The organism is Pseudomonas sp. B2M1-30, assembly GCF_025447575.1.
GTDB classification, from domain to species: domain Bacteria; phylum Pseudomonadota; class Gammaproteobacteria; order Pseudomonadales; family Pseudomonadaceae; genus Aquipseudomonas; species Aquipseudomonas botevensis.
The window spans coordinates 42,628-65,590 of record NZ_JAOEJT010000021.1; the positions used below are offsets into that span (position 1 = coordinate 42,628).

General features: G+C 61.9%; 18 protein-coding genes. 3 read left to right on the forward strand and 15 right to left on the reverse strand.

Annotated features, from left to right (window positions below):
- Positions 1–158: 158 nt before the first annotated feature.
- The 14 genes from N8H74_RS27410 to dksA all read right to left on the reverse strand — a co-directional run bounded on the left by N8H74_RS27410 (position 159) and on the right by dksA (position 19,375).
- Positions 159–455 carry a DUF2845 domain-containing protein gene (locus N8H74_RS27410; protein ID WP_262151757.1) on the reverse strand — a complete coding sequence of 99 codons (297 nt, stop codon included), beginning with the start codon at positions 453–455 and terminating at the stop codon, positions 159–161.
- Entirely contained in the window at positions 455–3,403 is a 2,949-nt protein-coding gene (locus tag N8H74_RS27415; RefSeq protein WP_262151759.1) for a DUF748 domain-containing protein, read from the reverse strand. Before N8H74_RS27415 ends, N8H74_RS27410 begins: the two co-directional genes overlap by 1 nt.
- Positions 3,404–3,508: 105 nt before the next feature.
- Positions 3,509–4,525 carry a class I SAM-dependent methyltransferase gene (locus N8H74_RS27420; RefSeq protein WP_262151761.1) on the reverse strand — a complete coding sequence of 339 codons (1,017 nt, stop codon included), beginning with the start codon at positions 4,523–4,525 and terminating at the stop codon, positions 3,509–3,511.
- A gap of 95 nt (positions 4,526–4,620) precedes the next feature.
- Positions 4,621–6,558 carry an acetate--CoA ligase gene (gene acs / locus N8H74_RS27425; protein ID WP_262151763.1) on the reverse strand — a complete coding sequence of 646 codons (1,938 nt, stop codon included), beginning with the start codon at positions 6,556–6,558 and terminating at the stop codon, positions 4,621–4,623.
- A 152-nt stretch (positions 6,559–6,710) separates the two neighbouring features.
- Positions 6,711–8,375, reverse strand: coding sequence for a glucose-6-phosphate isomerase (gene pgi / locus N8H74_RS27430; protein WP_217830024.1), 1,665 nt, complete (start codon positions 8,373–8,375; stop codon positions 6,711–6,713).
- 335 nt (positions 8,376–8,710) lie between these two features.
- On the reverse strand, positions 8,711–9,571 hold the full coding sequence (gene panC / locus N8H74_RS27435) for a pantoate--beta-alanine ligase (RefSeq protein WP_217830023.1): 861 nt from the start codon (positions 9,569–9,571) through the stop codon (positions 8,711–8,713).
- The gene (panB, locus tag N8H74_RS27440) at positions 9,568–10,368 is read right to left on the reverse strand and encodes a 3-methyl-2-oxobutanoate hydroxymethyltransferase (protein ID WP_262151766.1); all 801 of its coding nucleotides are present in this window, start codon (positions 10,366–10,368) and stop codon (positions 9,568–9,570) included. The genes panC and panB overlap by 4 nt, the downstream gene beginning before the upstream one ends.
- 287 nt (positions 10,369–10,655) lie before the next feature.
- Positions 10,656–11,141, reverse strand: a complete 486-nt coding sequence (gene folK, locus N8H74_RS27445) for a 2-amino-4-hydroxy-6-hydroxymethyldihydropteridine diphosphokinase (protein ID WP_262151767.1) — start codon at positions 11,139–11,141, stop codon at positions 10,656–10,658.
- Positions 11,142–11,144: 3 nt separating this feature from the next.
- Entirely contained in the window at positions 11,145–12,545 is a 1,401-nt protein-coding gene (locus N8H74_RS27450) for a polynucleotide adenylyltransferase PcnB (protein ID WP_217830020.1), read from the reverse strand.
- Between the two features lie 734 nt (positions 12,546–13,279).
- Positions 13,280–14,716, reverse strand: coding sequence for a sigma-54 dependent transcriptional regulator (locus N8H74_RS27455; protein WP_262151769.1), 1,437 nt, complete (start codon positions 14,714–14,716; stop codon positions 13,280–13,282).
- Positions 14,717–14,738: 22 nt separating this feature from the next.
- Complete coding sequence (locus N8H74_RS27460; protein WP_217830018.1) at positions 14,739–17,693, reverse strand: sensor histidine kinase; 2,955 nt, start codon at positions 17,691–17,693, stop codon at positions 14,739–14,741.
- A complete protein-coding gene (locus tag N8H74_RS27465) occupies positions 17,677–17,853 on the reverse strand; it encodes a hypothetical protein (RefSeq protein WP_003176118.1) in 177 nt (58 codons plus the stop codon). Before N8H74_RS27465 ends, N8H74_RS27460 begins: the two co-directional genes overlap by 17 nt.
- A 77-nt stretch (positions 17,854–17,930) precedes the next feature.
- Complete coding sequence (gene gluQRS / locus N8H74_RS27470) at positions 17,931–18,827, reverse strand: tRNA glutamyl-Q(34) synthetase GluQRS (RefSeq protein WP_262151771.1); 897 nt, start codon at positions 18,825–18,827, stop codon at positions 17,931–17,933.
- 104 nt (positions 18,828–18,931) lie between these two features.
- Positions 18,932–19,375, reverse strand: a complete 444-nt coding sequence (gene dksA, locus N8H74_RS27475) for an RNA polymerase-binding protein DksA (protein ID WP_217830016.1) — start codon at positions 19,373–19,375, stop codon at positions 18,932–18,934.
- A 334-nt stretch (positions 19,376–19,709) separates the two neighbouring features.
- Between dksA and N8H74_RS27480 the strand changes: the two genes are divergently transcribed.
- Both N8H74_RS27480 and sfsA read left to right on the forward strand, forming a co-directional pair.
- On the forward strand, positions 19,710–20,882 hold the full coding sequence (locus N8H74_RS27480) for a pyridoxal phosphate-dependent aminotransferase (protein ID WP_217830015.1): 1,173 nt from the start codon (positions 19,710–19,712) through the stop codon (positions 20,880–20,882).
- Complete coding sequence (gene sfsA / locus N8H74_RS27485) at positions 20,882–21,595, forward strand: DNA/RNA nuclease SfsA (protein WP_217830014.1); 714 nt, start codon at positions 20,882–20,884, stop codon at positions 21,593–21,595. The genes N8H74_RS27480 and sfsA overlap by 1 nt, the downstream gene beginning before the upstream one ends.
- On the opposite strand, the gene N8H74_RS27490 is transcribed toward sfsA, so the two are convergent.
- Entirely contained in the window at positions 21,592–21,909 is a 318-nt protein-coding gene (locus N8H74_RS27490) for a Rieske (2Fe-2S) protein (RefSeq protein ID WP_217830013.1), read from the reverse strand. The two genes, sfsA and N8H74_RS27490, sit on opposite strands and share 4 nt — an antisense overlap.
- A gap of 164 nt (positions 21,910–22,073) precedes the next feature.
- Between N8H74_RS27490 and N8H74_RS27495 the strand changes: the two genes are divergently transcribed.
- Entirely contained in the window at positions 22,074–22,946 is an 873-nt protein-coding gene (locus N8H74_RS27495) for an ABC transporter substrate-binding protein (RefSeq protein WP_262151775.1), read from the forward strand.
- Positions 22,947–22,963 lie beyond the last annotated feature (17 nt).

Consider the following 22,963-nt stretch of genomic DNA (forward strand, 5'->3'; position numbering starts at 1 on the left):
CTTCTCGCCTGGACCGGGAGAAGACGCGACAGGCGGGCCGAGCAATACGTCTGCCGCACTTTAGAGTTCATGCGAACGGCCACACGGAGGTGGCCATTACAGGCCCTGGCACTTGTGTCGGGGCCTGTTCTATTTCAGGGGCAGGAAAAGCGGGGAGGTCAGTTGCCGCGCTTGCTATTGATCTGTTTCAGGCGACTGCCTTCGAAGCGCAGGTACTGGTACATGCCGTTGCTCGGGCCGTAGGTCCATTCCTCGACCTGGAACTCTTCACGACGGTTGGCGCTGCGCTTGTAACCGAGCAGATCACGACTGACCGGCTCACCGCATTTTTGCAGCACCTCGCTGGCACGGTCGCCAAGGCTCACCAGTTGGCTACCGCAGCGCAGGGTATCGGACGCGGCAGCCTGGCTGGCGATCAACGCCAGCCCCAATGCAGCAAGCAGTGTGCGGCTCATCATTCGGCATCCAGATGCATTTGTGTCACCACCCGGCCATCGCTCTCCGCCTCGCCGAGATTGGCGTCGATGAAGTACACGCGGTCGTCGGCCAGTTGGCCCTTGTCCACCAGATAGTCCTTGATGCTGCTGGCGCGATCCTGACCGAGCTGGCGCAGCAGCACATCGCTGGAGCTCCAGAACTTGATCACGTCGGCGCGCATTTTCGCCGTGCGTTCTTCCTTGCCCAGATCCTTCCACTCGGCCGGCGGCTGGGTTTTCAGACGGGTGCGGTAGATGCCTTCCAGCAACGGGCCTTTCTCGCCATCCGGCACCTGCAACAGCGATGCCTGGGCCGGCACCTTGTCGCCACGGCGCTGGAGCATCTTGTAGTAGTTGTACTGGTATTCACGTTCCAGACGCTGTTCGGCGATCAACGGGCCGTCGCTGCTTTGCGCGGCGGTGCCTTCGATCTCCAGGCGCAGTGCCGGACGTTCCTTCAAGGCCTGGGACAGTTTGACCAGCGCCGCCTCGGCGTCCTTGCTCAGGTCGCTGGAGCCGGGGGCGAAAGAGACGGTGCCGAGGTCTTCGGAACCGCCGCCGCTGACCAGCCCACCGATCAGTTTGAACGGTGCGGCCGCTGCCTTGACGATGAGGTTGCGCAGGGTCTGCCAGACGATCGGCATCACGCTGAATTGCGGGTTGTTCAAGTCGCCGGTGACCGGCAGCTCGATGGAGATCTTGCCGTCGACGTCCTTGAGCAGCGCAATCGCCAGTTTCAGCGGCAGGCTCACGGCGTCCGGGCTGTCGACTTTCTCACCCAGCTGCAATTGTTCGACCACCACTTTGTTTTCGGCCTTGAGCTGGCCCTTGGTGATCAGGTAATGCAGGTCGAGATTGAGCCGGCCCTTGCGGATGCGGTAACCGGCGAACTTGCCGGAGTAGGGCGTCAGGGTCGTCAGCTCGACCCGTTTGAAGCTGGTGGCGATGTCGAGGCTGGCCATCGGGTCGAACGGGTTGACTGCGCCTTTGATGGTCACCGGAGCATAGCGATCGACCTTGCCCTTGACGTCGACACTGGCCGGTTTTGCCTGGCGACTGTCGATGGTGCCGATCTGGCCGTTGAGCTGCTGGATCGCGGTGGCGAAGTTCGGGGTCAGGCTGAAGTCGGCGAAGTTGGCCGAGCCATCGTTGATGGCGATTCCGCCGATATGAATGCCCAGCGGTTTTTCATTGCTGGCGGGCTTGGCCGCTGCCGGTTTGGCCGCAACGTCCGCCGGTTGCGGAACCAGCAAGTCATCGATGTTGGTGGTGCGGTCATCATTGATCATGAAGCGCGCGTAAGGCTGGAACAGGTTGATCCGCTCGATCGACAGGCTGTCGCCGTGCTGGTAGTTCAAGCCTTCGACCACCACTTGCTGCCACTTGAGGAAGTCGCGGGTCTTCAGGGTGTCGAGGGTGTGCAACTGATCGACCTGGGCGCGTCCGGTGACGCTGAGCGCCAGTGGCTCGGTGCTCTTCAGGTTGACCTTGAGGTCGCTGCCGAGCATGCCGCTGCGCAGTTCCAGGCGAATGAACGGGGTGATGTAGGACTGGGCGACACGCAGGTCGATGTCCTGGGTCTTCACGTTGAGCTGGGCGGTGACCGGCGCCAGATTGATCACGCCATCGGCGCTGATCTTGCCCTGCTTGCCCAGCCCGGTGTCGAGCTTGAGGTTGAAGGGTGAGCCATTGAGACTGTCGAAATTCTGCAGGTCGACGTTCAGCGGCCCGACTTCCAGCGCCACGGCCGGCTGTGCCTGGCGGTCAGCCAGATGCACTTGATAGTTGCGCAGTTGCACGTCCTTGAGCAGCACTTGCCAGGGCTTGCTCGGCGCGGCCGGTTCCTTCGGCGAGTCGGCGGCCGCTGGAGCGGACTTCGGTTCTGCGGCGGCCTTGGCCGCCGGTTTCGACGGCTGACTGGCGAACAGTTTTTGCCAGTCCAGTTGCCCGTCGGCTTCGCGAGCCGCCCAGGTTTCCAGTTTCTGGCTGCGGATCTTGCCGACCACCACTTGCTGTTTGGCCAGATCCACCGTGGTTTCGCTGACGTCCAGGCGTTCGAGTCTGGCCAGCGGGCGGCCGTCCGGTGCCTTGATCGCGAACGGCGCGACACTCACCGCGACGTTGTTCAGCAGCAGTTCGGTTTCCTTGGACAGGTTGAGCTTGTACTCGGTGCTGAGGCTGACCACGCCGTCTTCCAGCACCAGCGGCACTGCATCGCGCACATAGGGCCAGAACGACTTCATCTTGCCGTCGGTGATTTTCAGTGTGCCTTCGGAGGTGAGTGGGATCAGGCTGAAGTTGCCGGCCCAGTCGATTCGCCCGCCCGCCGGCCCCACCGCGACCAGGGTCATGTCGGCGCTGTCCTCGGGCAGGGTGCTGAGATTTTTCAGTTCGAAGTCGAGGGCGTCGTAGACGAATTCGATGGGCTCGCTCGGACGCGCGTCCTCGAAATGCAAGGCGCCCCCCGCCAGCTTGATGCGGTCGATGCGCAGCGGAAACGGCTTGGCATCCGGATCGGCCGGGGTCGGTTCGCTGGCCGGCAGTTTGAACAGGCCGAGCAGGTTGAGCTGGCCGTCCTTGGCGAAGAGGATCTCGGTCCTGGACTTGTCCAGTTCGATATCGGACAGGTGCAGGGCTTTTGTCCACAGGCTGTCGAGTTGCAGGTTGGCGTACAGGCGTTCGAAGCCGACCTGTTCCTTGCCCGGCTCGCCGATCACCAGCCCCCACAGGGTGACTTCAAGGCTGAATGGATTGAGTTCGATGCGTTGAAGGTGCGCGGGCACGGTCGCGTAGTTGGCCAGTTGCTGGTTGACCACGCGAAGCGCAATGCCCGGCAAGATCAGAAACCCCAGCAGGCTGTAGAGGGCAAGAGCGGTCAACAGGGCGCCAGTCGCGCGAATCAATCCTTTGGGCATGTGCGGCTTCATCTGTCTGAATCGGAGTGCCTTGGAGTATGGCACGCGATTACGGTTCCGAAGTGCGCCCGCTTTATAGGAAATGTCTGAAAGTTGTGAGGGCTCGCCGGGAGTGGGTCAGAGCTGAAGGATCAGGGTTTTCAGCGGCGGCTGTTGATCCTGCGACGGAAAGTCCCGGGCCGGGGTCATCACGCTCCATTCGCGCACCGGGCGTCCGGCCTTCTCGGCGCAACGCAAGACCTGTTCGCGCCAGTCGTCCATGCTCACTTTCGCCAGGTTGTTGCAGCAGATCAGCACGCCGTTGTCGGCGGTGGTCAGCAGGGCAGGCTTGAGCAGGCTTTGATAGTCGCGCAGCAGGTCGACGGTGCCGAACGCACTCTTGGCCCAGGCCGGTGGATCGAGCAGCACCAGGTCGTATTGGCGCTGTTCGAGGCGCTGATAGCCCGGCAGTTTCTGCCCGCGCCGCTGGCTGATCGGCAGGCCGGCCAGTTGGCGGATCGCCGGGAAGTAATCGGACTGGATGAATTGCATGGCTGGCAATTGCGGGTTGAGCAGGCCATTTTCGCGCCCGACCGCCAGATTGCCCTCGGCGAAGTCCAGGTTGCACACTTCACGGGCACCGCCGGCCGCCGCGCTGAGACCGACGCCACAGGTATAGGCAAACAGGTTGAGGACACTCTTGCCTTTCGCGTGATCCTTGACCCAGCCGCGCGTGTTGCGCAGGTCGAGAAACAGCAGCGGGTCCTGCCCGGCGTGGCGCCCGCGCACCCGGTAGTTGAGGCCCCACTCGTGGCCAACCAGATCGGCCAGCGCGGCTTCGTCGGCGCGATAGACGCTGTCTTCGCGATCGATACGCGAATTGCCACGGGAGCGGTCGTTGTAGACCAGCAGAGTGTCGAAGCCCAGGGTCTGATTGACCATTTCATGCAGTTGCAGCAGCGCATCACGCTCCAGCGTCTGGTGGAAACTTTGCACCAGCAACTGCGGGCCGTAGCGGTCGATGGTCAGGCCGCCGGCACCTTCCTGGCTGCCGTGGAACAGTCGATAGCAATCGGTGCCCTGGCCGTGCAGTTCGGCGAGCAGGTCCTGGCGTTGGTCGAGGGCGGCGCGCAGCGCCTGATTCAAGGAAGACATGCGGGCGCCTTGCTGGTGAGAATGGTGGGGCGCGGGAGTTTAGCAGCAACTGAGCCTCAAGCCTCAAGCTTGAGGCCTGGGGCCTGAAGCTGCCTTTACTGATTCAGCCGCTTGTCGATCAGCCCCTGCACGACACTTGGGTCGGCCAGGGTCGAGGTGTCGCCGAGGCTGTCGATCTCGTTGCAGGCGATCTTGCGCAGGATGCGCCGCATGATCTTGCCCGAACGGGTCTTGGGCAGCGCCGGTGCCCACTGGATCAGGTCCGGTTTGGCGAAGCTGCCGATTTCCTTGCTGACGTGGGCCAGCAGGTTCTTTTTCAGTTCATCGTCAGGTTCGGTGCCGTTCATTGGCGTGACAAAGGCGTAGATGCCCTGGCCCTTGACGTCGTGGGGATAACCGACCACGGCGGCTTCGGCGATGCTGTCGTGCAGCACCAGGGCACTTTCCACTTCGGCGGTGCCGATGCGGTGGCCGGAGACGTTGATCACATCGTCGATGCGTCCGGTGATCCAGTAGTCGCCATCCTCGTCGCGGCGCGCGCCGTCACCGGTGAAGTAGTAGCCGGGGTAGGGTTTGAAGTAGGTGTCGACCATCCGCTGCGGATCGCCGTAGACACTGCGGATCTGCGCCGGCCAACTGGACTTGATCACGAGTACGCCGCTGCCGGCGCCTTTGATTTCCTTGCCGGCTTCATCGAGCAGGGCCGGTTGCACGCCGAACATCGGTTGTGTGGCGCAGCCCGGTTTGATCCGTTGGGAGCTGACCAGCGGGCTGAGCATGATGCCGCCGGTTTCGGTCTGCCACCAGGTATCGACGATGGGGCAGCGCTGTTCGCCGACCACGTTGAAATACCATTCCCACGCTTCCGGATTAATTGGCTCACCGACGCTGCCGAGCAATCTGAGGCTCTCGCGGGACGTTCCCTGCAATGGCCCGGCACCTTCGCGCATCAAGGAGCGCAGGGCGGTCGGTGCAGTGTAGAAAATATTGACCTTGTGTTTATCGATCACCTGCCAGAAGCGGGAGGTAGTCGGGTAACTCGGTACGCCTGCGAACATCAATGTGGTCGCGCCGTTCGCCAGCGGGCCGTAGACGATGTAGCTGTGGCCGGTGACCCAGCCGACGTCGGCGGTACACCAGAACACTTCACCGTCGCGGTAGTCGAGGACGTATTTGAAGGTCATCGCCGCTTGCAGCAGGTAACCGGCGGTGGTGTGCAGCACGCCTTTGGGTTTGCCGGTGCTGCCGGAGGTGTAGAGGATGAACAGCGGATCCTCGGCACCCATCGGTTCCGGTGGGCAATCGTCACTGACATCGTGCACGGCCTCGTGATACCAGAGGTCGCGGCCATCGACCCAGTCGACCTTGCCCCGGGTGTGCTCGACCACCACCACGCTGCTGACGTTCGGGCAGCTTTGCAGGGCCTTGTCGACGTTTTGCTTGAGCGAGGCGAAACGCCCGCCGCGCACGCCTTCGTCGGCGGTGATCACGGTGCGGCAGTCGGCATCGAGAATGCGGTCGCGCAGGGAGTCCGGGGAGAAACCGCCGAATACCACCGAATGAATTGCGCCGATCCGCGCGCAGGCGAGCATCGCGTAGGCGGCTTCCGGGATCATCGGCATGTAGATACAGACCCGGTCGCCTTTCTTCACGCCACGGCTTTTCAGCACGTTGGCCAGGCGGCAGACGTGATGATGGAGTTTGTTGTAGCTGACAGACAGGGATTCGGCGGGGTCGTCGCCCTCCCAGAGCAGGGCGGTCTGTTCGCCGCGCGTTGCCAGGTGGCGGTCGATGCAGTTGTAACTGACGTTCAGCTTGCCGCCTGCGAACCATGAGGCCTCGCCGGTCTTCAGGTCATAGCGCTGGACGGTCTGCCACGGCGTGCTCCAGTCGAGGAACTTTGTGGCTTGCTCGGCCCAGAAGGTGCTGGGGTGTTCAACGGATTCGCGGTACAGGCGCTTGTAGTCGTCCTGACTCAACTGTGCAGCCCGGCGGACGGCATCGGCTTTGGGGAACGTGCTGATATCGAACATGACGGTTCCTTATTCTTGTTTTGCGACATGAATAAAGATGCGCCGAGTGCCCGAAGGGTTCAAGTTGTCTGCTGAAACAACTGTGGGAGCGGACAAGCCCGCTCCCACAAGAGGGTGTGGTTGCCCGCGAAGTTCGCAGGCGACCGGTCGGATCAACCGCGGTGACGACCGCGGAAGTAGTTGATCAGGCCTTGGGTGGATGGATCCTCGGCGGCGGTTTCTTCGCTGCCGACCAGGCGGTTGTAGACGCCCTTGCCCAGTTCCTTGCCCAGTTCCACGCCCCATTGGTCAAAGGCGTTGATGCCCCAGACCACGCTCTGCACGAAGACCTTGTGTTCGTACATCGCCACCAGCGCGCCGAGACGACGCGGGCTGATGCGCTCGACCACCAGGGTGTTGCTCGGACGGTTGCCCGGGATCACCTTGTGCGGCGCTAGTTTCTGCACCTGATCTTCGCTCATGCCCTTGTCGCGCAGTTCGGCTTCGGCTTCCGGCAGGGTTTTGCCCAGCATCAGTGCCTGGCTCTGCGACAGGCAGTTGGCGTACAGCCACTGGTGGTGGTCGGAGACCGGGTTGAAGCTGACGATCGGCACGATGAAGTCGGCCGGGATCAGTTGGGTGCCTTGGTGCAGCAACTGGTGGTAAGCGTGCTGACCGTTGCAGCCGACGCCGCCCCAGATCACTGGACCCGTGTCGGTCGACACTGCGGTGCCGTCCTGACGCACGCTCTTGCCGTTGGATTCCATGTCCAGCTGTTGCAAGTGCTTGGTGATGTTGCGCAGGTAGTGGTCGTACGGCAGGATCGCGTGGCTCTGCGCGCCCCAGAAGTTGCCGTACCACACGCCGAGCAGGGCCAGCAGTACCGGCATGTTCTGTTCGAACGGCGCGCTCTGGAAATGCTGGTCCATGGTGTAGGCACCGGATAGCAGTTCCTTGAAGTTGGACATGCCGATCGCCAGGGCAATCGGCAGACCGATGGCCGACCACAGCGAGTAACGACCGCCGACCCAGTCCCACATCGGGAAGATGTTCTCTTCGCGGATACCGAAGGCCACGGCCGCCGCGTTGTTGCTCGACACCGCGATGAAGTGGCGATACAGCTCCGCTTCCGAACCGCCCTGGGCCAGATACCAGGCACGGGCGGCCTGGGCGTTCTTCAGGGTTTCGAGGGTGTTGAAGGATTTCGACGAGACGATGAACAGCGTGGTTTCGGCGCGCAGTTTCTGGGTCAGCTCGTGGAACTCACTGCCGTCGATGTTCGCCAGATAGTGGCAACGCACGCCTTTCTGGGCGTAGGACAGCAGGGCTTCGGACACCAGTTCCGGGCCGAGGAACGAACCACCGATGCCGATGTTCACCACGTCGGTGATCGGCTTCTCGGTGTAACCGCGCCACAGGCCGTCGTGGATGCGGCCGACCAGATCGGTGATCTGGTTCAGTACCTTGTGTACCTCAGGCATCACGTTGACGCCGTTGACCAGCAGCTTGTCGCCCACCGGACGGCGCAGGGCGGTATGCAGCGCCGGGCGACCTTCGGAGGAGTTGACGGTTTCGCCGTCGAACAGCGCCTTGATCGCGCCTTTGAGGTCGACTTCATTGGCCAGGCCCACGAGCAGATTGCGGGTCTCGGCGTTGATCAGGTTCTTCGAATAATCGAGAAACAGTCCGCAGCTGCTGAGGGTGAACTGATTGAAGCGCTGCGGATCGGCGTTGAAGGCTTCGCGCATGCTGAAATCCTGCATGGCTTGGCGGTGATCTTTCAACGCTTGCCAGGCAGGCAGAGCGGTAACGTCATGAGGAGTGCGGTAATACGCCATCGCTGCGGTTTTCCTTTTTACTTGAACGGCCTTTTGAACACTTGAAAGCCCATCTTGCCCTGTTTGAGCGAGAGGTCAGCTGCGTCGACACGGTTACCGGGCGCAGGGCGAATACAGTAAACCTAGCGCCGCGATCTGTCTTGACTTTGTCTGACCTGTTTCCGGTACTTTTTTAACATTGATAACGGTGGTGGCCGACAGACGGACTGACGCCGGCCCAAAACAACTGTGGGAGCGGGCCTGCATGGCGAATGTGCTGTGCCAGTTACCGTAGGGACGGACTGACAGATTGCATTCGCGAGCACGCCCGCTCCCACAGAACGTTATTGCGCCGCTCAGGCAGGGGTATCGAGATTCAGGTGCAGGTTGTCGATCAACCGGGTCGTGCCGAGGAACGCCGCCACCAGGATCACCAGGTCGCGATCCTGCGCCGTCGCCGGACGCAAGGTCAGGGCATGGCGGATTTCCAGGTAGTCCGGACGCAGGCCGGCCGCTTCCAGCTGTTGCAACTGGGTGCGGATCAGGGCCGGGAAGTCGCGTTCACCTTGCTTGATCGCCTCGGCGATGGTGCTCAGGGTGCGATAGACCACCGGCGCCACGGCGCGTTGTTCTTCGCTGAGGAAGCCGTTGCGCGACGACAGCGCAAGGCCATCGGCAGCGCGGACAGTCGGCTCGCCGATGATCTGGATCGGCATGTTCAGGTCATGTACCAGCGCGCGAATCACCGCCAGTTGCTGGAAGTCCTTCTGACCGAAGATTGCCAGATCCGGCTGGACCATGTTGAACAGCTTGCTGACTACCGTCGCCACTCCTTCGAAGTGCCCCGGACGACTGGCGCCGCACAGGCCTTCGGAAAGTTGCGGCACGCTGACCCGGGTCTGCCCGGCCATGCCGTCGGGATACATCTCCTCGACGGTCGGCGCAAACAGCAGGGCGCAACCGGCTTCCTGCAGTTTTTGCTGGTCGGCCACCAGGGTGCGCGGGTACTTGTCGAGGTCTTCGCCCGCACCGAACTGCAGCGGGTTGACGAAAATGCTCGCGACGACGAAGTCCACCCGCTGGGTGGCCTTGGTGATCAGCGCGATGTGGCCGCTGTGCAGGTTGCCCATGGTCGGCACGAAGCCGATGCGCTTGCCTTCGCTGCGGGCGCGGGCTACGGCGGCGCGCAGTTCACGTACGGTCTTGACGGTGTTCATGCGGAGAATCCGTGTTCGATGCCAGGGAAAGTGGTGGCTTTGACTTCGTTCACGTAAGCCTTCAGTGCCGACTGGATGTTCTCCTGGCCGTGCATGAAGTTCTTGACGAATTTCGGTACGCGACCGCTGATCGACAGGCCGAGCATGTCGTGCAATACCAGCACCTGGCCGTCGGTGGCGTTGCCGGCGCCGATGCCGATCACCGGGATTTTCACTGCCTGGCTGATTTCGGCGGCCAGTTCACTCGGCACGCATTCGAGCAGCAGCATCGCTGCGCCCGCCTGCTCCAGCGAGATGGCGTCGGCACGCATCTGTCGCGCCTGGTTCTCGTTGCGGCCTTGTACTTTGTAGCCGCCGAGAATGTTCACGGCCTGTGGGGTCAGGCCCATGTGCGCGCAGACCGGCACACCGCGCTCGGCCAGCAGGCGGATCGACTCTGCCAGCCACAACGCACCTTCGACCTTGACCATGTGCGCACCGGCCTGCATCAGCATGGCGCTGTTGGTCATGGTTTGCTCAAGGGTGGCGTTGGCCATGAAAGGCAGGTCGGCCAGGATCAGGGCATCAGTGTTGCCGCGTTTGACGCAGGCTACGTGGTAGGCCATTTCTGCGGTGGTCACCGGCAGGGTGCTGTCGTGACCTTGCAGGACCATGCCGAGGGAGTCGCCCACCAGCAGCACTTCGACACCGGCCTCGTTGCAGGCGTGGGCGAAAGTCGCGTCATAGCAGGTCAGCATGGTGATCTTTTCACCTTTCTGCTTGAGGCTCTGGAGCGTGGTCAGGGTGATGGCTGGCATGTAAAAAATCCTCGTTCAGGCGCTTTGGAAACTACTGCGAGTAACGCGCGTGATTCGTCATCTACTCAGGCGCACGCTCTTTTGTCGTGCTTATAAGGCCTGGATTGCGCCCTTGTGTGCCGGGTTGGCGGCAGCGGGACGCCTATAGTCGTGAGGAGAACCCGGGAAGTCAATTGCGTGTGTTACCGCATTGTTACGAGGGGAGTGTTACCGCCGTTACTGATGCGATTCAGCGGGCCGGCGGGCCTGATTTGCGGGGTTTTTGTCCTACAAAATGTGGATTTGTTTCAGGCTTGGGGCAGGCGTTCGAGGCCGACGAACGGGCAGGCGTCGAGCAGGTCGGTGAGGCTGCGGCCATCGGCCAGGCGCAGGTCGGCGGGTGCCAGTTCGGCCAGGGGATAGAGGACGAACGCGCGTTCCTGGATCTGGTAGTGCGGGACTTTCAGGCGTGGCACGTCGATCAGGCGATCGCCGAACAGCAGGATGTCCAGGTCCAGCGTGCGCGGCCCCCAGCGTTCCAGACGTTCACGACCCTGATCGTTCTCGATCGCTTGCAGGGCATCGAGCAGGTCCAGCGGCGAAAGATTGCTGTCGAGTGCCGCCACCGCGTTGGTGTAACGCGGTTGGCCCGGCAGCAACGAGTCGCTTTGATAGAAAGCGGAAACGCCGGCCAGTTCGCTCTGCGGCAATTGCCCCAGCGCCTCGACGGCGCTGCGCAGTTGCTCGGCGGGGTCAGCGAGGTTGCTGCCCATGCCGATGTAGATACGCTCCATGCCTTATTCGCCCGTGGCGCTCGGAGCACCGGCGCGCTTGCGCTTGGCGCCACTGCTGCGGCGCCGCTTGCGTGGCGCACCGCTGGTGCCGTCTTCCTTGCCGCTGAGGTCGCGAATCATGTCGCGGCGTTCGCTGTCGTTGGCGTCCTGGTAATCGGTCCACCACTCGCCCAGGCCATCGGTCTGCTCACCGGCGCTTTCACGCAGCAGCAGGAAGTCGTAGCCGGCGCGGAAACGCGGATTGTCCAGCAGCAGGTCGGCACGTTTGCCGCTGCGGCGCGGCAGGCGCTCCTGCATGTCCCAGATCTCGCGGATCGGCATGGTGAAGCGTTTCGGAATCGCGATGCGCTGGCACTGTTCGGCGATCAGCTCATGCGCGCCTTCCTGCATCGCCGGAATCGGCGGCATGCCACGCTCTTGCAGACGCAGCACGCGGGCCGGCAGGGCAGGCCAGAGCAGGGCGGCAAACAGGAACGCCGGGGTGACCGGTTTGTTCTGCTTGATGCGCAGGTCGGTGTTGGTCAGCGCTTCGCTGATCAGCGTGTGGGTGTAATCCGGGTTGTGCTCCAGGGCGTCGGCGCTGGCCGGGAACAACGGTGCGAACAGTTGCAGGTCGACCAGCATCTCGAAGGTGATTGCGCCATGGCCGGAAAGAAACAGCTTGAGCACTTCCTCGAACAGACGGGCCGATGGAATCTCGCGCAGCATCGGTGCCAGTTCGCGGATCGGCTGGACGGTGTGCTTCTCGATGCCGAAGTTCAGCTTGGCGGCAAAGCGCACGGCCCGCAGCATCCGCACCGGGTCTTCCTGGTAGCGCTGTTTCGGATCGCCGATCAGGCGGATCAGGTGATTGCGAATGTCGTGTACGCCGTTGGCGTAGTCGAGAATGCGCTCGCTGACCGGATCGTAATACAGGGCGTTGATGGTGAAGTCGCGGCGCTGCGCGTCTTCCTCAAGGGTGCCGTAGACGTTGTCACGCAGAATCCGTCCGCTCTCGTTGCGCGAAGACTGGTTGCTGTCTTCGTCATCTTCGTTTTGCGGGTGATTGGCGCGGAAGGTCGCGACTTCGATGATTTCGCGACCGAAATGGATATGCACCAGCTTGAAACGACGGCCGATGATCCGCGCATTGCGGAATTCGGCGCGGACTTGTTCGGGGGTGGCGCTGGTGGCGACGTCGAAGTCCTTGGGCGTGATGCCCAGCAGCATGTCTCGCACGCAGCCACCGACCAGATAGGCCTGGTAGCCGGCGCCCTGCAGGCGTTCGACGATGTTGACCGCGTAACGGCTGAATTGCGTCTTCTGCAGCGAATGTTGGCCGCTGTTGAGGACTTCAGGCGTGCTGCGGATGTGTTGCGTACGACGCAGGGGAGTTCGGAATGACTGGAACAGCTTCTTCAGCATGGGATGCACTGTTTGAAGGAATGTTCGGCCATACCAGAGAATGACCGCATGATGGGCCGGGATTCTAGCATTTAGTCGAGGGATGGTGTAGGACGCCGCAGATTTGCGCTGCAGGCCGCAGGCTAGAAGGGTGGGGCAAGGTGTGGCAGAGGATTTTTTGCGAAGAAGAGAAACTACAAGGGGAGCCGAAGCTCCCCAAGAAGTAGTTGCGTGCTCTTTTTATTATTGATTCGGGCTTCTTGTTTTTGTTGAGTGCCCTCGCCATGAAGCTTTTCCTTCATGACCCTCCCAATCGGGAGCCAAGAGCAAACGGATTGCTTTGGTCGCTGAATTGCAGTGATCTTGCGATCCAACCAGTACAGGCTCTGTCTTAGGACAGTTTTTGTTGTTCTCGGCCTGGTCGTGGGGCGAACCCCAAATACAACGCCTCTCCAAAAGAATCAGTTAGCTGCGCCTCTCGCCGTCTTGTTTTTATTGTGCGTGAGTCGATTCGTCTTATTTTTATTGTCTTGTGCATTGCTTGTTATTGTTCTTGTACCAAACATATAGCAGGTGCCGTGCCAACTTTTGCGAAACCCAATAAAACAAGGGGTTAGGTCGATATAACCGTTTTGTCGAGGCGAAAAAAAGCCGGGGTTTCGTTACCGTAAACCCCGGCTTTTGTTACGTGAAATGACTGAGGTAACAGTTTTTTCACATCTTCAACGGTTACCCGCACACTCGACAGGTAACGTTCAGCTCTCGCTCGCGACCCCGGTCTTGCGCCGCGGGATGCCCAGGCGCTGGCGGCGTTCCCACAAACACTTGCGGCTGACGCCCAGTTTGCGGGCCAGTTCGGTCTCGGTCATGTGGTCCTGATGCTCGAGCACGAAATGCTGGAAGTAGTCTTCCAGCGACAGATCTTCGGTTGGCTCGTGGCTGTTGTTGCTGGCGTTACCGGCCGGTTGCGCCGGCAGACCGATGAACTCGTCGTCCTCCAGATCCCCCAGCTCGATGTCGATGCCCAGCAGGTCGGCGGAAATTTCCGCGCTTTCGCTCAGGATCACCGCGCGCTCGACCGCGTTTTCCAGTTCGCGCACGTTGCCCGGCCAGGAGTAGTGCCGGATCGCCTGTTCGGCATCGGTGGCAAATTTCAGGTCGGTGCGGTTGATGCGGGCGCTCTGGCGCGCAAGGAAGGCATTGGCGATTTCGTTGACGTCGGCGCCGCGCTCGCGCAGGGCGGGCAGTTTCAGAGCGATAACGTGCAGGCGGTAGTACAAGTCTTCACGGAACTGGCCGATTTTCGCCAGGCTCTTGAGGTCCCGGTGGGTCGCGGCGATCAGGCGGACATCGACCTTCTGCGACTGTACCGAACCGACCCGGCGAATCTCGCCTTCCTGCAATACGCGCAGCAGACGGGCCTGGGCTTCGAGCGGCAGTTCACCGATTTCGTCGAGGAACAGCGTGCCGCCGTCCGCCGCTTCCACCAGACCGGCGCGACCGGCGCTGGCGCCAGTGAACGCGCCTTTCTCGTGACCGAACAGTTCGGACTCGATCAGGCTTTCCGGGATGGCCGCGCAGTTCACCGAGATCATCGGCGCCTTGGCGCGTTTCGACAGGTTGTGCAGGGCGCGGGCGACCAGTTCCTTGCCGGTGCCGGACTCACCCTGGATCAAGACATTGGAATCGGTCGGCGCGACCTTGCGGATCTTGCCGTAAAGGTCCTGCATCGGCGGGCAGGAGCCGATGATGCCGATCTCGCCATTGCTGTTGTCGACGGCGGATTTGCCGTTGCCATTGGCGGCTTTGCCGGTGACCGTTTCAGCGGCCGCGGGCGCCGACTGGCGATCACGCAGGATCCGGGCAACGGCTTGCAGCATCTCGTCGTGGTCGAAAGGCTTGGCGATGTAGTCCACCGCGCCCATCTTCATCGAGTCGACCGCCGAGCGCAGGCTGGCGTAGCTGGTCATGATCAGCACCGGAGTGCCCTGGCCAAGCTTGATCAGCTCGGTGCCCGGAGCGCCCGGCAGGCGCAGGTCACTGACGATCAGGTCGAATGTGGGAATACTGAAGCGTTCTTGTGCTTCCTGCACTGAGCCGGCTTCGCTGACCTGATACTGGTTGCGTTCCAGCAGGCGGCGCAAGGCGGAGCGGATAATGGTTTCGTCTTCGACGATCAAAATGTGCGGCATTGATTCGATACTCTCGACGGTCTCAGTTCACAGCGGACGTCGCTTCGACATGACGCGGCAGGGTGACCCGGATACGGGTGCCGCGCTGGCTCTGAACATCAGCCGGGCTGTCGATGGTGATTTGTCCATAATGCTCTTCAACGATGGAATAGACCAGTGCAAGGCCCAGACCGGTGCCTTCGCCAGGATCCTTGGTGGTGAAGAAGGGTTCGAACAATCGATCCATGATGCTCGACGGGATACCACTGCCTTCGTCCTCGACGATCAGATCGACCGTGTGTTCGCCGGCTTCGCTCTTGACCCGCACCGCACTGCCGGCAGGCGAGGCGTCACGGGCGTTGGAGAGCAGGTTGATCAACACCTGGGCGAGTCGCTGCGGATCGCCTTCGACCCAGTGATCGGGGTCGCACAGGTTATAGAACTGCACTTCGAAATTGCGTCGGTTCAGGGCGAGCAGGCCGATGGCGTCCTGCGCCACCTCCGCCAGACAGACGGGTTCGTCGCTGTGCTGATGGCTGCCGGCGTGGGCGAAACTCATCAGCGACTGGACGATCCGTGACACGCGTTTGGTCTGTTCGAGGATCTGCCCGCTGATTTCCGTGAGTTCGCCGTCCTCTTCGCGCTCTTCGCGCAGGTTTTGCGCCAGACAGGCGATGCCGGTGATCGGGTTGCCGATTTCATGGGCCACACCGGCGGCGAGTCGACCGATGCTGGCCAGGCGCTCGGAATGCACCAGTTTGTCTTCGAGCATCTGGGTTTCGGTCAGGTCTTCCACCAGCAGCACCAGGCCACTGTTGCCCGGCGCCAACGGCTCGTCGATCGCCGCTTTGTGCAGGTTCAGCCAGCGGGTCTGGCCGTCGAGGGCCAGGTGCTGCTTGTGCAAATGCTCGTCGGGCAAATGAATGAAGCCTTGCAGCAGATCCTTCCACGGATTGGCGATGGTGCTCAGGCGCGAACCGACCACCCGTTGCGCGGCAATTCCGGTGAGTTCTTCCATGGCCTTGTTCCACATCAGGATCTCTTGATCCTTGGCCAGCGAGCAGACGCCCATCGGCAACTCTTGCAGGGTCTGGCGGTGGTAGCGGCGCAGGGCATCGAGTTCGGCGGCCAGACCGGTGAGGCGCGAGTGATAGTCCTCGAGGCGGCTTTCGATGAAGTGGATGTCTTCGGTGACATAGTTTTCGCCGCCGGCCTTGTAGGGCAGGAAGGTTTCCACCATGTCCTGGGCCACGCTCGGCCCCATCAGGCCGGACAGGTTGGCCTCGATTCGATCGCGCAGGCGGCGCAGTGCATAGGGGCGGCGCTCATCGAAGGGCAGGTAAAGATCACGCAGGGCCTGTTCCACTTCCTTTTGCGCCGCCTTGGCACCCAGCGGTTTGGCGAGCTGTGTGGCGAATTCCTGCGGCGAGGCGGCGTGCAGTTCACGACGCTGCGGACGGCGCACGTTGTCCACTGCACAGGCTTCGGCGGCGCTGGCTTCTTCGGGGCTGGCGTTGGTGAACAGGGAAATCAGGGTGAACATCAACACGTTGGCGGCCAGCGAGGCGATTGCCGCCATGTGCCAGCTGGTGTCGTCCAGTACGTAGATCATGTTCAGCAGCGGGATGTAGAACCCTTGCAGATTGCCGACCAGCGGCAAAAGCATGGTCACCACCCAGACGATCACGCCTGCCAGCAGGCCGGCGATGAAGCCGCGCCGGTTGGCGGTCGGCCAGTACAGCACCGAGAGCACGCCGGGGAGGAATTGCAGGGTGGCGACGAATGCAACGATGCCGAGGTTGGCCAGGTCCTGTTCGGCGCCGAGCATCAGATAGAAACAGAAGCCGGCCATGATGATCGCGACGATCAGCGCGCGGCGGGTCCATTTCAGCCAGCGGTAGATGTTGCCTTCGGCCGGCGGCTGATACAGCGGCAGCACCAGATGGTTGAGCGCCATGCCCGACAGCGCCAGGGTGGTGACGATGATCAGGCCACTGGCGGCCGACAGTCCGCCGACATAGGCCAGCAACGCCAGTGCCTTGCTGTTGGCGGCAATGCCGATGCCGAGGGTGAAGTATTCCGGATTGGTGGTGGCACCAAGTTTCAGGCCGGCCCAGAGAATCAGCGGCACCGCCAGGCTCATCAGCAGCAGGAACAGCGGCAGGCCCCAGCTCGCACTCACCAGTGCTCGTGGGTTGAGGTTCTCGGTGAAGGTCATGTGATACATGTGCGGCATCACGATGGCCGAGGCGAAAAACACCAGCAGCAGCGTGCGCCACGGGCCTTCCTGCAGCGGCGTGTGCAGGGCGGCGAGGGCGGTCTGGTTTTGCAGCAGCCACAGTTCGAGCTGTTGCGGGCCGTCGAACACGCCGTACAGCGCGTACAGGCCGACACCGCCGAGGGCCGCCAGTTTGATCACCGATTCGAAGGCGATGGCGAACACCAGACCTTCGTGTTTTTCCCGCGTAGCGATGTGCCGGGAGCCAAAGAAGATCGTGAACAGAATGATCAGGCCGCAGAAGGCCAGGGCCACGCGGCTCTGTACCGGTTCGCCGGTCAGAATGCCGATGGAGTCGGCCACGGCCTGAATCTGCAACGCCAGCAATGGCAGCACGCCGATCAGCATGAAGATCGTGGTCAGTGCCCCGGCCCAGGTGCTGCGGAAGCGGAAGGCGAACAGATCCGCCAGCGACGACAGTTGATAGGTGCGGGTGATCTTCAGGATCGGATACAGCAGCACCGGCGCCAGCAGAAACGCGCCGGAGACACCGAGATAGCTGGAAAGAAAGCCGTAGCCGTACTGATAGGCCAGGCCCACCGTGCCGTAGAACGCCCACGCACTGGCGTAGACCCCGAGCGACAGGGTGTAGGTCAGCGGGTGGCGAATGATCGCCCGGGGGATCATGCCCCGTTCACTGATCCAGGCCACGCCGAACAGTGCCGCCAGGTAGGCAGCGCTGAACAGCAGCATCTGGGTCAGGCTAAAGCTCATCGGCATCTTTTTGGCTCTGCAGGATGAAGGTCACGACAATCAGGATCAGCCAGAGCAGATAAGGGCGATACCAGGCGCCAGTGGCGTCGATCCACCAATCCATGATGGCGGGAGAAAACAGATAGATCCCCACGACCAAAAGCAGGACCAAGCGATAGATGTACATCCCGGCCTCTCTTTTTTATGCGCGTGCCCGAAAACGTGCGGCGATGGTAACGGATGGGTGCGCCACTGCAAGTGTCGTCATCGCAGTTGCGCTTCGGGCAGGGTCAGTGTGCGCGGGATTTTCGTCGCATCCCAGTGGGCGCTGCCCCAACTCAGCAGTTCTTGCGGCGTGGCGTCGGCCAGCTCGTTGCCGGGTTGCTGCCCCAATGCCCGCAAGGCCCGCAGCAGCAACGGCGTGGCCTGATCGGCTGTCAGCGGCGGCGAGCGATAGGACTTGCCGAGTTTGTTGCCATCCGGCTGGGTGATCAGTGGCAGATGCAGGTAGCGCGGTTGTGGGACGCCCAGCAACTCTTGCAGATAGAGCTGGCGTGGCGTCGAGTCGAGCAGGTCGGCACCGCGCACGATGTCGGTGATGCCTTGCCAGGCATCGTCCAGCACCACTGCCAGTTGATAGGCGTAGAGGCCGTCGCGACGGCGAATCACGAAGTCGCCGACATCGCGTCCCAGGTGCTGACGGAACTCACCCTGCACGCGGTCGATGAAGTGGTATTCCAGCTCCGGCACGCGCAGGCGGATCGCCGCGTCTTCCGGGCCGTGGCCGGCATTGCGGCACAGACCCGGATAGATGCCGTGATACGGCTCCAGTTGTTTGCGCGAGCAGGTGCAGGCGTAGGCCAGGCCGTGGCTGAACAGGCGATTGAGCACTTCAGCGTAGGCATCGTGCCGATCGCTCTGGCGGACCATCTCGCCATCCCATTCGAAGCCATAACTTTCCAGCGCCTTGAGAATCGCAGCCTGTGCTCCGGGTTCTTCCCGGGGCGGATCGAGATCCTCCATGCGCACCAGCCAGCGGCCACCCACCGAACGCGCGTCGAGATAAGAGGCGAGCGCGGCGACCAGCGAACCGAAGTGCAGGTGCCCACTGGGCGTTGGGGCGAAGCGTCCGATGTAGGCGGGGGAAGTCTTGGCAGTCATGGGAGCGATGTTACTTTTTCAGGGCTTGCGTCGGCCAACCGGTGGGAGAACGGCAGAAACAAAAACGGAGCGTTCGCACGCTCCGTTTGTCGATCAGGCCGGGATTACTTGCCGACCTGTTTTTCCTTGATTTCCGCCAGGGTCTTGCAGTCGATGCACAGATCGGCGGTAGGACGGGCCTCGAGGCGCTTGACGCCGATCTCGATGCCGCAGGACTCACACCAGCCGTATTCTTCGTCCTGGATCAGCTCAAGCGTCTTGTCGATCTTCTTGATCAGCTTGCGCTCACGGTCGCGGGCACGCAGTTCGAGGGCGAATTCTTCTTCCTGGCTGGCCCGGTCGGCCGGGTCAGGGAAGTTGGCCGCTTCGTCTTTCATGTGATCAACAGTGCGGTCGACTTCCTGCATCAAGTCCTGTTTCCACTTGTTCAGGATCTTGGTGAAGTGCGCGCGCATGGGGGCGCCCATGTACTCTTCGCCGGGCTTCGAAACGTAAGGTTCGAAACCGCTGATGGTCTGATTCTGCTGTTGCTTTGCTTGGGTGGGCATGAAATGGACCGCCTCTACTCTTGTAATCCATTGCGCAGGATTGCTCCATCACCGACACCTGCCGGCCCTGCGGCTGCAAGCGGGCGAACTTACCAGATCAATTCCGCCGGCGCTACTCCCGGATGTCGAGCCTGCGGCCGGTGGTGCCTGCAAATGTTTGCCAAGCCATGTCTGGCGGTGTTGGAGACCTGATCAATCACTGATTTTAGTCAATCCTGGAGCGTACGCGCGGTGCGTTACAGTCCAGCGTTCCTGATGCTGTGACCATTGTGGGTTCTCGCCCGTTCCGGCAGATGGGTAGAATCGTTTCTTTTTCCCCGTCGAAGGAAGGCCAATGGCTCACCCCTACAGTGCGCGCAGTCGTGCGATCGAACCGTTCCATGTCATGGCGTTGCTGGCGCGGGCCAATGAATTGCAGGCTGAAGGCCATGATGTGATTCATCTGGAAATCGGCGAGCCGGACTTCACCACCGCCGAGCCGATCATTCGCGCCGGCCAGGCTGCGCTGGCGGCAGGGAAAACCCGCTATACCGCTGCCCGTGGCATTCCTGAGCTGCGCGAAGCGATTGCCGGCTTCTATCAGCAGCGCTACGGCTTGAATATCGATCCTCGGCGGATTCTCATCACTCCGGGCGGTTCCGGCGCCTTGCTGCTGGCCAGCGCGCTGCTGGTGGATCCGGGCAAGCACTGGCTGCTGGCCGACCCCGGTTATCCGTGCAACCGGCATTTTCTGCGGCTGGTCGAAGGCGCGGCGCAACTGGTGCCGGTCGGCCCGGACGTGCGTTATCAACTGACCCCGGACCTGGTGGCGCGGCATTGGGATCACGACAGCGTCGGCGCCCTGGTGGCCTCGCCGGCCAACCCGACCGGGACCATCCTGACCCGCGACGAACTGGCCGGGTTATCCACGGCGATCAAGGCACGGCACGGCCATCTGGTGGTGGACGAGATCTATCACGGCCTGACTTACGGCACCGATGCGGCGAGCGTTCTGGAAGTCGATGACAGCGCGTTTGTCCTCAACAGTTTCTCCAAGTATTTCGGCATGACCGGTTGGCGTCTCGGCTGGCTGGTGGCGCCGGACGCGGCGGTCAGTGAGCTGGAAAAGCTCGCACAGAACCTCTATATCAGTGCTCCGAGCGTGGCGCAGCATGCGGCACTGGCCTGTTTCGAACCGGCCACCATCGAAATCCTTGAAGAGCGCCGCGCCGAATTCAGCCGTCGTCGCGACTACCTGCTGCCAGCACTGCGGGAATTGGGTTTCAACATCGCCGTGGAGCCTGAGGGCGCATTCTATTTGTACGCCGATATCAGCCAGTTCGGCGGCGATGCCTTCGCGTTCTGCCGACATTTTCTGGAAACCGAACACGTGGCGTTCACTCCGGGCCTGGATTTCGGCCGTTATCAGGCGACTCATCATGTGCGTTTTGCCTACACGCAAAACCTCCCTCGCTTACAGGAAGCGGTGGAGCGGATCGCCCGTGGCCTGAAGAGCTGGCAAGGCTGATGCGCTTTCATCCTCCCCTCGAAGAAGCGCGACTGATCCGCCGCTACAAGCGTTTTCTCGCCGATATCGAAACCGTTGACGGCGAGTTACTGACCATTCACTGCCCGAACACCGGTTCGATGCTCAATTGCCAGGTCGAAGGCGGGCAGGTCTGGTTCAGCCGCTCCAATGATCCCAAGCGCAAGTTGCCCGGCACCTGGGAAATCGGTGAAACCCCGCAGGGCCGGTTGTTTTGCGTGAATACCGGCCGTGCCAACGCACTGGTCGAAGAAGCCTTGCAGGCCGGGGTCATCAGCGAGCTGAGCGGGTTTACTGCTTTGAAGCGTGAAGTGGCTTACGGACAGGAAAAGAGTCGAATCGACTTTCGCCTCGAATACCCGAGCGGCCCGGCCTACGTGGAAGTGAAAAGTGTCACCTTGGGTTTCGATGGAACCCCTGTGGCGGCGTTTCCCGATGCGGTCACCCAGCGTGGCGCCAAGCATTTGCGCGAACTGGCGCATCTGGCCCGTGACGGAATCCGTGCGGTGCAGTTGTATTGCGTCAATCTGACGGGCATCGAGGCGGTGCGTCCGGCCGATGAAATCGATTCGGCCTACGCCGATGCTTTGCGTGAAGCAGTGGCCTGCGGGGTCGAGGTGCTGGCCTATGGCGTGCGCTTGAGCCACGAAGAAATGCTTATCGACCGCCGCCTGGACGTGTTGCTCAACGGCTAGACATCAACCCACAACCCTTGTGCATCCTCGCGGCAAGGGATGGCCGTCAGCGATTGCCCGGCGCAGGGACCTGCCACGCACTCGCCGTCCTCGATCAGGAACAGTGCGCCGTGGGTGGCGCACTGGATCAGGCTGTTGCTGGGATCGAGAAACTGGTCGGGGTGCCACTCCAGAGCGACGCCGCGATGTGGGCAGCGGTTGAGGTAGACATACGCCTGGCCGCTGCGGCGCACGGCAAACAGCTTGTTCCCGTCGATTTCGAAGCCGCGACTGCCGGCTTCGGCGAGATCGGCGCCCGCGCACAAAAACTTCATGGCTATCCTCAAGTGTCGGCTCGTGTCGGGATATGTCCGAGCTTGACGTTCAAATGCAAACAATTATCAAATGGCCGCTTCGCCCGCAGGGCGGCTGCCGGATGCCGAGGATACTTGGCCTGGCAGCCGGATGCCCGGGAAAACCTTATTCAAGGAAGCTGTGTATGCGCCTGAGTACCCGCGTTGCTGTGCTGTGTGTCGGACTTTTCGTCAGCCACCAGGCTGCAGCGGCCGATTTGCCGCAACGTTGGGTGAGTGCCGGCGGTGCCTTGTCGGAATGGGTCAGTGCGTTGGGCGGCGAAGCGAAACTGGTGGGGGTCGACACCACCAGCCAGCATCCCGAGTCCCTGAAAGCGTTGCCGAGCATCGGTTATCAACGCAGCCTGTCCGCCGAAGGCATTCTCAGTCTGCGTCCGGACATTCTGGTCGGCACCGAGGAAATGGGGCCGCCGCCGGTGATTTCACAGGTGAAGAGTGCCAAGGTGCAGGTCGAGTTGTTCTCGGCCCAGGCGGATCTCTCGACGCTGGAAAAGAACGTCACGCACTTGGGGCAGTTGCTCGGCGCCCAGGATAAAGCCGCGCAGCTGCTGCAAAGTTATCAACAGCAACTCGATGCGCAGAAAACCCGGGTGGCTGAAGCGCAGACTCATCAGAAAGCTCCGGGGGTGTTGCTGCTGGTCGGGCATGCCGGCGGCAAACCGCTGATCGCCGGCAAGGACACCGCTGCCGACTGGTTATTGCTGCGTGCCGGCGGACACAACCTGGCGACGCATACCGGTTACAAACCGTTTTCCCAGGAGTCGCTGGCAGAACTCAATCCTGAAGTCTTGGTGTTCGCCGACCGTGCGTTGACGGGCGATGCGGCGAAAGCGGCGCTGTTCAAGGAAAACCCGATTCTCGATACCAGCCGCGCGGCGAAGGCCGGGCGAGTGTTTGAGCTGGACCCGACGCTGCTGGTCGGCGGCCTCGGGCCACGCTTGCCGGCGGCGTTGAAGGCGTTGTCCGATAGTTTCTACCCGGCCAAGGGCGGCCAATGACTGCGCTGGTCAAACCC

Bases quoted from the DNA above. Each gene is read 5' to 3' on its own strand.
- gluQRS (WP_262151771.1), bottom strand. From the start codon at position 18,827: ATGACTGCCAAGACTTCCCCCGCCTACATCGGACGCTTCGCCCCAACG.
- panB (WP_262151766.1), bottom strand. From the start codon at position 10,368: ATGCCAGCCATCACCCTGACCACGCTCCAGAGCCTCAAGCAGAAAGGT.
- panC (WP_217830023.1), bottom strand. From the start codon at position 9,571: ATGAACACCGTCAAGACCGTACGTGAACTGCGCGCCGCCGTAGCCCGC.
- N8H74_RS27415 (WP_262151759.1), bottom strand. From the start codon at position 3,403: ATGAAGCCGCACATGCCCAAAGGATTGATTCGCGCGACTGGCGCCCTG.
- N8H74_RS27465 (WP_003176118.1), bottom strand. From the start codon at position 17,853: ATGTACATCTATCGCTTGGTCCTGCTTTTGGTCGTGGGGATCTATCTG.
- N8H74_RS27450 (WP_217830020.1), bottom strand. From the start codon at position 12,545: ATGCTGAAGAAGCTGTTCCAGTCATTCCGAACTCCCCTGCGTCGTACG.
- sfsA (WP_217830014.1), top strand. From the start codon at position 20,882: ATGCGCTTTCATCCTCCCCTCGAAGAAGCGCGACTGATCCGCCGCTAC.
- N8H74_RS27480 (WP_217830015.1), top strand. From the start codon at position 19,710: ATGGCTCACCCCTACAGTGCGCGCAGTCGTGCGATCGAACCGTTCCAT.
- acs (WP_262151763.1), bottom strand. From the start codon at position 6,558: ATGTTCGATATCAGCACGTTCCCCAAAGCCGATGCCGTCCGCCGGGCT.
- folK (WP_262151767.1), bottom strand. From the start codon at position 11,141: ATGGAGCGTATCTACATCGGCATGGGCAGCAACCTCGCTGACCCCGCC.
- N8H74_RS27495 (WP_262151775.1), top strand. From the start codon at position 22,074: ATGCGCCTGAGTACCCGCGTTGCTGTGCTGTGTGTCGGACTTTTCGTC.
- N8H74_RS27455 (WP_262151769.1), bottom strand. From the start codon at position 14,716: ATGCCGCACATTTTGATCGTCGAAGACGAAACCATTATCCGCTCCGCC.
- N8H74_RS27410 (WP_262151757.1), bottom strand. From the start codon at position 455: ATGAGCCGCACACTGCTTGCTGCATTGGGGCTGGCGTTGATCGCCAGC.
- N8H74_RS27420 (WP_262151761.1), bottom strand. From the start codon at position 4,525: ATGTCTTCCTTGAATCAGGCGCTGCGCGCCGCCCTCGACCAACGCCAG.
- N8H74_RS27490 (WP_217830013.1), bottom strand. From the start codon at position 21,909: ATGAAGTTTTTGTGCGCGGGCGCCGATCTCGCCGAAGCCGGCAGTCGC.
- N8H74_RS27460 (WP_217830018.1), bottom strand. From the start codon at position 17,693: ATGCCGATGAGCTTTAGCCTGACCCAGATGCTGCTGTTCAGCGCTGCC.
- pgi (WP_217830024.1), bottom strand. From the start codon at position 8,375: ATGGCGTATTACCGCACTCCTCATGACGTTACCGCTCTGCCTGCCTGG.
- dksA (WP_217830016.1), bottom strand. From the start codon at position 19,375: ATGCCCACCCAAGCAAAGCAACAGCAGAATCAGACCATCAGCGGTTTC.